The sequence below is a fragment of the Kitasatospora sp. NPDC050463 genome (genome assembly GCF_040655255.1).
Classification (GTDB): domain Bacteria; phylum Actinomycetota; class Actinomycetes; order Streptomycetales; family Streptomycetaceae; genus Kitasatospora.
Window position 1 is genome coordinate 1 of sequence record NZ_JBFAJO010000142.1, and the last position, 9,683, is coordinate 9,683.

The window sequence follows — 9,683 nt, forward strand, 5'->3', positions numbered from 1 at the left end:
ACCTCACCCCCCTCGAAACCCGAGCCAGACTGCAGCACGACTTCACCCCCGCAGCGTAAGCACACGCTGTCCAAGATCAGGGGGGAACTTCACCCTACGCACCGGGCTCCGAAAGGGCGAACTCCTCGGCCTGCGCTGGGAAGACCTCGACCTGGCCAGCGGAACCGCCAGCATCCGCCGCACCCTCCAACGCACCAACTCCAGCGGCCTGACCGCCCTGCCCACCAAGACCCAGAGCTCCGAGCGCCGCATCGCCCTGCCCACGCCGTGCCGGCGCTCCCTCCAACAGCACCGCGACCGTCAGCGCCAGGAGCGCGAAGCGGCAGGCGCAGGCTGGAAGGACAGCGGCTACGTCTTCACCCGGCCCGACGGCTCCCCCATCGAGGGAGCCACCCTCACCCGGCACTTCAGCGCCCTGCTCCTCCGGGCCAGTCTCCGCCGAATCCGCTTCCACGACCTCCGGCACTCGGCGGCGACCCTCCTCCTGGAACAGGGCGTCGAACTCGTCGTCATCAAGGAACTGTTGGGCCACGCCCACATCGGGGTGACCGCGACGGTGTACGCCCACGTCCGACTCCGCCTCCAGAGGCAGGCCATCGACACCCTCGGCAACGCCCTCCGCAACCCCGCCGAGCCCGACGACGGCGACGATCCGCCGCTTTGTGCGACACCTGTCCGCTGACGTTGCCGTCAACCGTTGCCGTCAAGACGCACAGAAGCCCCGCCGGAACGATTCCGGCGGGGCTTCTGCACATCAAATCGGGAGGTATTCTAGCGTCCCTATCTTGCACGCCAAGAAGCCGTCCAGAGCGCCGCGGATCTCAAGGAATTAGAATTCGATCCCATAATTCCGGCAATTCTTCAAGGTCCGCAGGATCCACCATTAGGCCGAAGGAGATTCTGAACCCGGAAGAGCGCAGATAGCTACCCCTCGCCCCGCATCGAACAAAAGAACACCATCCTGCCCAGATTTCGAAATCACGTGCACCATCGCCACGGACTCAAGACCGGATTCGCTTAGGGCTGTGATCACCCGATCAACCGCCAGTCCAACCTTCGAACCGGAATCAATTCTCTTTGATCGGCGACGATAAGTACGAAGCAAATCTGCTACTGAAGTCAGCGCTTCTGGACAGTCCGCAAGATCCCCGCTGGCCAGCGCCTCTATGAGTTCTGGGCTGCCAACGGATCGCACGCCAGCCAGAATCTGATCTGAAGTCATCATGGTTTGTGCCACGGCCCGCCGTTGATGCTGATCTCCGCACCTGAAACAGGACCTCGCAGCAGCACCTCACTCTCCCCGTAGATGTCCTGGGTGGATGGGGTAATTTGATGCTCAACACTTGAACGAGGGATTCGCATAACGATACCTGGACCATTCCCTTCTCGACTGTAGTCGAGCGCCACATCCTCATAGTCAGTGGTCCAGGACGTGAATTCGCTCTCGGTATTCCCGCCGTTATGCAGGGCCGGATCCGAATGCCCACCCCAGGGCTCAGCTCGTCCCTTACTTGCATTTTCGTAGCCCGGGTGGTCCCAAGCTACGCCTCGATAGATATGGTCCGCATCGCCGCCGCAAGTGTTATGCACCAAGACCGGCGTGGCTCCCGCCAGTACATAGTACGTGTGGCTTACAGCCCCTCGCTACCTGCGTTTTCCCTGGTCAATGGCTATATGACGATCCGTCGGAGTGTGCCGATGTACGTCGGCGTGCGTGGTTGTTGCCGTCACTACTGCCGTCAGAGGTATAGACCATTGGTCAGTGGAAGTCGCCGGGTTCGGCGGTGGCATAGTCGGTGGCGGTGCGGCGGTAGCAGTGGTGTCCGGTCTCGGCGGCGTGCTTGGCGATCAGGGCGGTCACGTCGTCGGCGCGGGTGCGCTCGCCGCTGGTCCACTGGCAATGCTCCTCGTCGGTGACGCAGACGGCTTCGCGAACCGGATCGGCGGTCGGGTCGGTGCGGACGTGGTAGTCGCGGAACCGCATCCGCTTGCGCACGCTCATGCCGCCTGCCCGTGCTCGGCCCGGCGGTGACGATCCTGCATGACGCGTACGTCACTGAGCCGGGACCGGTCCCCGCACAGCGAAGCGGCTCGGGCCTGCTCGCGGAGCCTGCCGCACTCCTCGCACACCGGACCGGGGCGTTCCCGCCACTGCGCCGTCTGCTCGTCCATCTCCCGCTCCTTCGCTCCCGCTCGACTTCTTCAGCCAGGGTCTCGTTGGCTGGAACCTTGCGGAGGAGCCAGCGTGTCTGCCCTGCTGTCTGCCAAGCTGGCCGGGTGCGGGAGACGGTCGGGGAACTGGTGCGGCGGTTACGCCTGGCGCGCGGGTGGAGTCAACAGCGGCTCGCCGACGCGCTGGCCCAAGCCGCCCCCGACAGGATCCCGCCCACGCGCAACGACGTGTCCCGCTGGGAGATCGGCACCCGGTCCCCGCGCGAGTGGCTGCCCTTCCTCGCCCTGGTGCTGGAGGTCCCGCGCGAGATGCTGGAGGCGGCCAAGGCCGTCCCACCGGCCGAGCCCGCCCCGCGCGTGCTGACCGTCGCCGACTTCCTGCCCGAGGGCGACCCGCTGGCCCCGCTGGCTGCCAGGACCGGTCGGCGGATCGGATCGGGGCAGGTCGCCGACCTTGCCCGGCGGGTGCACGGCCTGCGGCTGGCCGACGACGTGGTGTACGGCAAGGACCTGATCGGCCCGGCCCTGCGGGAGCTGCGGGCAGCGGTCACGCTCTACCGCGAGGGCACCCACGCCGAGCAGGTGGGCCGTGAACTGCTAAGGGCGATTGGCGAGTTGGCGCAGATCGCCGGCTGGGTGGCCTCCGATGCGGGCGAGCACGCCGAGGCGGAGCGGATCTACCGGCTCGGGATCAGTGCCGCCCGAGCCGCCGGGGACGGCGTCCTGTCGGGGAACGTGGCGGGCTCGCTGGCCTACCAGTGGAGCAACACCGGACGTCCCCGCGACGCGGTGGACCTGGCTACCGCCGCCGTCGAGGAGGCCGGTCCCGGCGCTCCGGCGAAGGCTCGCGCGCTGTACCTGGACCGGGTGGCCTGGGCGCACACCCGCGCCGGCCAGGACCGCCCGGCGATGACTGCTCTCGGGGAAGCCGGCGAGGCCCTGGCCCAGGACTCGGCCGGTGTCGAGTCGCCGTCGTACCTGTACTGGATGGACGCCGGGGAACTGCAGGTCATGGAGGCCCGCGTTTACACCGAGCTGCACCGGCCGCTTCGCGCCGTACCGCTGCTGACGGACGTCCTGGGCCGCTACGACGCCAGTCACGCGAGGGAGTTGGCGCTGTACCTGTCCTGGTTGGCCGTGGCCTACGCCGACGCGAACGAGCCCGAGGCCGCAGCCGGGACCGCTGGCCGGATGCTCTCCCTGGGGCAGAGCGGCAGCGAACGCACCACCGAGCGCGCACGGATCGTGCTGGACCGGTTGCGAGCGTTCCGAGATATTCCCGAAGTCGCCGAGCTGCTGGCGTCCTGATCGTCCCGATCGCGCGTGGGGGGAGTTCGGGCTGCTGCTTGCGGGCGTCTCGGCACTCGGCGGGCTTGCGCACGGTCTGGTCGCTCGGCACAGGAGCGGTCGGCGGGTCGGCGGGGAGCCTGCGCTGCGGAGCCGAGGCAGCGTCGGATACCGCCCACGGCGGGCCCGGCGGTGGAAACGGAGGGTCGGACCCCTGGCCGACCCTGTGCCTGCGATCCGGCCGTAGGCCGGTCGCGGGCGAGGAACTCCTTCCGCAACGCGGAAGGAGTCCTTACCCCATAACTTGCTCCGACCTGGTCGGTGCTCGGGTAAGCAGCGCTTACCCCACAACTTGCTCCCATCGGGCACCGGTCGAACCCGCCCACGACCCGGCTGCCCGCTGACCGCCGACACCCATACGGGCCTCGGGTTCTGACACGGCTGTGGGTCGGTCGGCGACGTCGGGCCAGCTCCAACGGGCGGAGCCCGCCTTGAACCTCGTAGAGAAAATCTGGACGCACGCCTGCGGTCGGCGTCGGGGGTTGGGAGCGTGCCCGGGTGGGGTGGCTGGTCAGTAGAGCTGGACGCGGGTGATGACGCAGTGGGGTTCGGGGGCGTCGGCGACGATGACGTACTCGGCGACGCCGAGGGAGCCGCCGGACCCGAGCGGCATCCGTCGCTGCTGGGGCCAACGCTCGGAGGCCGTGCTGCCGGGGACCAGGCCGCAGGTGGTGTTGATCCTTACGGTGGCGGAGATGATGGCGCTGAAGACCTCGCCGGTCACGGCAGGGTCCTGCAACAGAGCCTCGACCTCTGGGGACAGATAGCAGGGCCACCCATCGTCGTCCTCCCCGTCCTCGCCTTCGTCGTACGGCACCCCGGAGTCACTCAACGGGCAGCCCTGCCGCGCGCCGGGCCTCGACCGCGTCGGCCACGCTTCGCAGGGGCAGCGTGCCAGCGAGGGCGGCAGCGGTGAGCTGGTCGCCGCGCGCCTGGTCGGCGTCGAGCACCGCCTCGCACCACCAGTGCCGCAGCACCGCCTCCGCCTCCTGCGGCGCCGCCGCCAGCAGCTCGCGGTAGAACTCCATCCGGCGCGCCCCGGACAACGCCGCCGCGATCCCCTCGGCATTACGCGGCACCCGCTCGCCCGCGCCTTCCATATGGACCGACTGCACCGACATGGCCACCTCCCTGCCTCCACGACTACCCGGCCAGTCTGCCTCCCCGGCACCCCGGGCGTCGACACGACCACCGCCCCAGCCGGGCCCTGGTCCCGAGCTGACCCTATCCGCACCCCGCGCACGACGTGTCGAGGGCCGGGAATCTCACCCGATCCAGTGACCGTGGAGCGGAGTATCCCCAGGTCAACCCTGGCGCGTGCCGCCCAGCTCCAAAGCCTCGACGCGGGTGCGGAGGTCGGCGATCTGCCCGACAGCCTCGGCCAGTGCCTGCTCCAGCGCCTCCACGCGGGCCACCATGCCGCCGACGGGCGCGTTCCCCACGTCCTGACTGCCGGGGTCTTCGTCGGCGTCGGCGTCGGGGTGGGCGACGAAGGCGCCCTTGCCGGGCCGGGAGATCGCGTATCCGTCCTGCTTCAGCAGGGCCATGGCCTTCTGCACGGACAGGCTGGAGGCCCCGTACTCCGCCATCAACACGGCCTGCGTCGGCAGCGCATCCCCCGGCTTCAGCCCACCGGAGCGGATCCGCTCCCGCAGGGCCTCGGCGATGACCTCGAACGTCAGCAGCACCGTGCCGCCCGCCGGTCTACGCCCCCGACGCCCCACCGTCACCGCAGGTCACCCCGCCTTCTCCGCGCCACTACCACCGAAACCCGGCCCGTCCAAAACGGAAAACCCAGGGCACAGTACCCGCACCCCACCAGGCCGCCGAAACAGATGAGGAGGGATGCACTTGAATGCGCCGTTGAAGCGATGCTACCTTCACGCACCGCCGGTGAACACCACCGCTGACCAGGTCAGACGCCCCCGGCCCATCACCCGCGCCCGCCGTTCCCTCGCGCGCCGACCACTCGGGTCGCTCCTCAGTCGCCTCTCCCCTTCTCTCGACTCCTGCCGGAGGTCTGTCCCCATGCCTGCACAGCTCCAACTTCCTTCCCCCGCAACCACCTCCGCTCCCACGAACGCAACGTTCGCCACACCTGCGCACGGCGGGAGGGCCGACGCGTCCGCAAACAGGGACTCCGCGCAGGAACGCCGCGCGCGGCTGACCGCCAGGCTGGCCAAGCTCGCCGCCGCCGGACACCTCGCACCCCTGGCCCGGCAGATCGGCTCCCTGGGCGGCTGCGCCCGCCCGATCCGGATGACCGGACACCGCACCCGCCTGGACCCCGCCACCGGCCAGATACTCGACCACCTCGACACCCGCCACCTGCCCGCCGGCGAACTCCTGGTGCGCTGCGGCAACCGCCGCACCACCCGCTGCCCCGCCTGCTCGAACGTCTACCGCTACGACACCTACCAGCTCATCGCCGCCGGACTGCGCGGCGGCAAGACCGTCCCCACCAGCGTCTCCACCCACCCCCGCGTCTTCGCCACCCTCACCGCCCCCGGCTTCGGCCCCGTCCACAACCAGCCAGGCGCCGCCCCCTGCACCTGCGGCACCCGGCACGCCGACGACGCCCCCCTCCTCGGCACCCCGCTGAACCCGCAGCGGTACGACTACACCGGCGCGGTGCTGTGGAACGCCCATGCCCCCGCCCTGTGGGCCCGCTTCACCACCCACCTGCGCCGCGAGATCGCCAACGCCGCAGGACTCACCCAGCGCACCCTGCGCCACCACGCGACCCTGTCGTACGCCAAGGTCGCCGAATACCAAAAGCGCGGCCAGATCCACTTCCACACCGTCATCCGCATCGACGGACCCACCGGCCCCACCAGCACCCCGCCCGCCTGGGCCACCACCGCGCTCCTCGACCACGCCGTCCGCGCCGCCGCCCAACGCACCCGCGTCCAGCACCAACACCGGGCCGGGGCAAGGGAGGCCGAGCCCGCACAGTCGCCGACGCCGACGCCGACGCCGACGGTGTTTCGGTTCGGTCAGCAGATCGACGTCCGGGCGATCCGCAGTACCGACTTCACCGGCGACAGCCCAGTCACCGACCGGCACGTCGCCGCCTACATCGCCAAGTACGCCACCAAGGGGGCCGAGACCACCACCGGCACCCTCGACCGCCGACTGCGCTTCCTGGCCGAACTCGCCCAGCACGACCTCACCGACCACGCCCGCCAAATGATCCACACCGCCTGGCACCTCGGAGCCAAGCCTCAGCACACTCACCTCCGCCTGCGGCAGTGGGCTCACATGCTCGGCTTCCGAGGCCACTTCTCCACCCGCACCCGCCACTACTCCACGACCCTCACCCACCTCCGCGCCGAACGCACCACCTGGCGCACACGCCAAGACAAGGCCACCGCTGCCTCAACGCTGACCGACCCGGCCCTGGTCGGCAAGTCCGCCAACCAGGAACTGACCGGCGAGGGCCTGCCGGTCACTGACCGGCACAGTGACCGCAATGACCGCGCTGACCTGACCGCCGGTCACCGCGTAGGTCACCACGCGAAGGACGGGCGATCCGGCAGCGCGGACACGACTCTGGTGATCTCGCACTGGCAGTACGCGGGAACCGGCCTCCTGCCCGAACTCGCCCACCTCGCGGACCTCCTGGCCACCACACCGCGCCTCCGGCCCGAGCAACCGCGGCGTCCCCGACAGGCGCGGCGCTCCGGTCACCGGGCCGGTCACTCCACCGGCCCGCTGACCACCGCCGTCCAGACGGGGGCGATCGCGTGAACGCCGACGCCGAACTCCTCACCGTTCCCGAGGTCATGGCCCGCCTGAAAATCAGCCGCGCCACCGTCTACGACCTCATTCGCACCCGGCGACTGGCCTCGATCACCATCGGCCGCGCCCGCCGCATCCCCGCCCACGCCCTGACCGCCCTCGTCCACCACCAACTCGAACAGGCAGCCTGATGACCACCCCCGACACCAACCCCGCCCCCGCCGGTTCGCGCAGGGTCCGCGCCAACGGCGACGGCACCGTCTACCAGCGCAAGGACGGCCGCTGGGAAGCCGCCGGATACGTCCTCGCCGCAGGCGACACCCGCAAGCGCATCCGCGTCTACGGCACCTCGCGTAAGGACGCGCTGGCCCAGCTGACCGAGAAGATCGCCGCCAGCAACCGCGGCATACCCGCCCCCACCGCCCAGGGCAGCGTCGCAGCCTTCCTTACCTACTGGCTGGAGACCGTCGCCGTCCACCGACTCCGCGAGAACACCCACACCCGCTACACCGCCTGCGTGCGCCTGTACGTCATCCCCGGCCTCGGCAAGAAGAAGCTCGCCAAGCTCACCGCCAAGGACGTCCGCACCTGGCTCGACCAACTCCGCACCACCTGCCAGTGCTGCGCACGCGGCCTCGACACCGCCCGCGACCAGCCACAGTGCTGCGCGGCCAGGACATGCTGCCGCAAGCGGCTGTCGCCGCTGACGCTGGCCTACGTCCACTCCGTACTCAAGTCCGCCCTGGAACACGCCGTCCGCGAAGAGGAGATCCCGCGCAACGTCGCCCGCAACGTCCGCATGGGCACACCCCGCCCCCGCCGCTTCGAACCCCTCACCACCGAGGAAGCACGCGCGTTTCTCACCGCCGTCTGTTGCCCGACGCTGAAAATGCCGACGAAGCAGGCGCTCACGATGCCGACGTCGTGAAGTGACGACACCCCGCCGGGCGGGGCGCCGGCGGGGTGTTCGTCGCGAAGTGTCGTCGTTCGTCGGCAAGGTGCCGGTCGTCAGTCGATGATCTCGCTGACCGCCGAGCGGGTCGAAGCCTCGTCAACGAGGCTCTTGCCGCCGGCGAACGCGGCGACGAGCGATTGCAGCGACAGGTTGTTGACCGCCCGCGGGAAGCCGCGCGAGGTGGTGTGGATCAAGGAAACGGCGTCCTCGGTGAACAGCTGATCCGGGCGCCCGACGAGCTTCAGGTGATGGGCGATGTAGCTGGCCGTCTCGCTGGAGGTCATGCCAGGCATCGTGTAACGGAGGGCAGTGCGTTGTTCGAGAGCGGCCAGGACCGCGAGCTTCATGGTCCGACGCAGGGTCGGCTGGCCGACCAGCAGGCAGGACAGGGGCGACTCCTGGTCCATGCCGTGGTTGGTGAGCATCCGGACGGCTTCGAGGGCCTCGTAGTTGAGCAGGTGGGCCTCGTCCAGGACCACGACCGGGGTGCGTCCGCGCTCCTCACGCTCGGCCATGAGGACCTTGCTGGTCTGGATCATCAGGCGGGAGCCCAGGTGGGAAGGGGTCTGGCCGAAGGCGTTGACGATCTCCTCGTGGATGCCGCGGACCCCGATCATCGGGTTCGGCAGGTAGATCACGGTGAACTTCGACGGGTCGAGTCCGGCCAGGGCGGTGCGGACGGAGACGGTCTTGCCGGCGCCGACCTCGCCGGTCACGACGCCGATCGACCGCTCGGTGACGCACCAGCTGATGCGGGCGACGGCCTCGTTGTGGGAGGCGTGCCGGTGGAGCATGCCGGGCGCCAGGTCCCGGCCGAACGGCATCCTGCTGAAGCCGTAGTGGGCCTGCAGTTTCTCGATCACGCTGATCCTCAGGAAGGGAGTTGGCTGGTCGGGGGGCTATTCGGAGAGGTCGACGACCGGCGGGGCGGTGGCCCAGCCGAGCGCGGAGTAGTTGACCTTGTCGGCGAGCTCGGCCGAGTGCTGGGTGTCGATCAGGCCGAGGTAGTCGATGCCGGTGGTCGGCTTCGGTGTCTCGGCCGGGACCTCGGGGCGGGCCTTGGGGTGGCTGTGTCGGCTGATCTGGAACGGCAGGGCGGTGCCCGCGTCGTGGCCCTCGGAGCGGACCCGCAGGAAGGTCAGGTCGAAGGGGTCGAAGACCAGCTCGACCCGGCGTCCGGCCAGCACCGGGTCGACCTGGTAGCGGTTGCCGTGCAGCGAGACCAGGCCCGTCTTGGCGACGGTTCGGTGCTCGGACCAGCGGAAGGCCTCCGCCAGGTCGGCCGGGGCCGGGACCGGGAAGGGATGGCCAGCCATCCAGCGCGCGATCGGGGCCATGCCGGTCTCGGAGTGCGTGCGACGGTGGTAGACCTTTTTACCGACCGCAGGAGCTCGTGAACCGGCTCTGAACTGCGACGATACATAGACTACATGTTCGCGACGGTGAGTTGGGGGCGTTGTTGTCGCTC

The 9,683-nt window shown here is 69.6% G+C and carries 11 protein-coding genes and 1 pseudogene; 5 read left to right on the plus strand and 7 right to left on the minus strand.

Translation table 11 applies throughout. From position 1 onward, the window contains the following. The coding region (locus AB0J08_RS39835) for a site-specific integrase (RefSeq protein ID WP_360644513.1) at window positions 1–682 on the plus strand (682 nt) is incomplete at its 5' end. Between the two features lie 1,077 nt (window positions 683–1,759). On the opposite strand, the gene AB0J08_RS39840 is transcribed toward AB0J08_RS39835, so the two are convergent. Continuing rightward, window positions 1,760–2,002, minus strand: coding sequence for a hypothetical protein (locus tag AB0J08_RS39840; RefSeq protein WP_360644516.1), 243 nt, complete (start codon window positions 2,000–2,002; stop codon window positions 1,760–1,762). Then, a complete protein-coding gene (locus tag AB0J08_RS39845; protein WP_360644519.1) occupies window positions 1,999–2,172 on the minus strand; it encodes a hypothetical protein in 174 nt (57 codons plus the stop codon). The genes AB0J08_RS39840 and AB0J08_RS39845 overlap by 4 nt, the downstream gene beginning before the upstream one ends. A gap of 105 nt (window positions 2,173–2,277) precedes the next feature. Between AB0J08_RS39845 and AB0J08_RS39850 the strand changes: the two genes are divergently transcribed. Beyond that, window positions 2,278–3,480 carry a transcriptional regulator gene (locus AB0J08_RS39850; protein ID WP_360644522.1) on the plus strand — a complete coding sequence of 401 codons (1,203 nt, stop codon included), beginning with the start codon at window positions 2,278–2,280 and terminating at the stop codon, window positions 3,478–3,480. 550 nt (window positions 3,481–4,030) lie between these two features. Here the strand turns inward: AB0J08_RS39850 and AB0J08_RS39855 are convergent. From AB0J08_RS39855 to AB0J08_RS39865, 3 genes are all read right to left on the minus strand, one after another. Next, complete coding sequence (locus tag AB0J08_RS39855) at window positions 4,031–4,243, minus strand: hypothetical protein (RefSeq protein WP_360644525.1); 213 nt, start codon at window positions 4,241–4,243, stop codon at window positions 4,031–4,033. Window positions 4,244–4,343: 100 nt separating this feature from the next. Further along, window positions 4,344–4,640, minus strand: a complete 297-nt coding sequence (locus tag AB0J08_RS39860) for a hypothetical protein (RefSeq protein ID WP_360644528.1) — start codon at window positions 4,638–4,640, stop codon at window positions 4,344–4,346. 183 nt (window positions 4,641–4,823) lie between these two features. Continuing rightward, on the minus strand, window positions 4,824–5,207 hold the full coding sequence (locus AB0J08_RS39865) for a winged helix-turn-helix domain-containing protein (RefSeq protein ID WP_360644531.1): 384 nt from the start codon (window positions 5,205–5,207) through the stop codon (window positions 4,824–4,826). Window positions 5,208–5,682: 475 nt separating this feature from the next. Between AB0J08_RS39865 and AB0J08_RS39870 the strand changes: the two genes are divergently transcribed. The 3 genes and pseudogenes from AB0J08_RS39870 to AB0J08_RS39880 form a co-directional block, all read left to right on the plus strand. Further along, entirely contained in the window at window positions 5,683–7,269 is a 1,587-nt protein-coding gene (locus tag AB0J08_RS39870) for a replication initiator (RefSeq protein ID WP_360644542.1), read from the plus strand. After that, entirely contained in the window at window positions 7,266–7,451 is a 186-nt protein-coding gene (locus tag AB0J08_RS39875; RefSeq protein WP_360644534.1) for a helix-turn-helix domain-containing protein, read from the plus strand. Before AB0J08_RS39870 ends, AB0J08_RS39875 begins: the two co-directional genes overlap by 4 nt. Then, window positions 7,451–8,113 (plus strand): annotated as a pseudogene (locus AB0J08_RS39880) (site-specific integrase); the annotation flags it as partial. The gene AB0J08_RS39875 and the pseudogene AB0J08_RS39880, both read left to right, overlap by 1 nt. A 155-nt stretch (window positions 8,114–8,268) precedes the next feature. Here AB0J08_RS39880 and AB0J08_RS39885 read toward each other — a convergent pair. Together AB0J08_RS39885 and AB0J08_RS39890 are read right to left on the minus strand one after the other, a co-directional pair. Beyond that, window positions 8,269–9,078, minus strand: a complete 810-nt coding sequence (locus tag AB0J08_RS39885; RefSeq protein WP_360644537.1) for an AAA family ATPase — start codon at window positions 9,076–9,078, stop codon at window positions 8,269–8,271. Window positions 9,079–9,114: 36 nt separating this feature from the next. After that, a complete protein-coding gene (locus AB0J08_RS39890; protein ID WP_360644540.1) occupies window positions 9,115–9,531 on the minus strand; it encodes a Mu transposase C-terminal domain-containing protein in 417 nt (138 codons plus the stop codon). Window positions 9,532–9,683: the final 152 nt, after the last annotated feature.

What these genes read in the sequence shown, in the direction of transcription:
- AB0J08_RS39840 (WP_360644516.1), bottom strand. Translation starts at nt 2,002, where the DNA reads ATGAGCGTGCGCAAGCGGATGCGGTTCCGCGACTACCACGTCCGCACC.
- AB0J08_RS39845 (WP_360644519.1), bottom strand. Translation starts at nt 2,172, where the DNA reads ATGGACGAGCAGACGGCGCAGTGGCGGGAACGCCCCGGTCCGGTGTGC.
- AB0J08_RS39860 (WP_360644528.1), bottom strand. Translation starts at nt 4,640, where the DNA reads ATGTCGGTGCAGTCGGTCCATATGGAAGGCGCGGGCGAGCGGGTGCCG.
- AB0J08_RS39890 (WP_360644540.1), bottom strand. Translation starts at nt 9,531, where the DNA reads ATGGCTGGCCATCCCTTCCCGGTCCCGGCCCCGGCCGACCTGGCGGAG.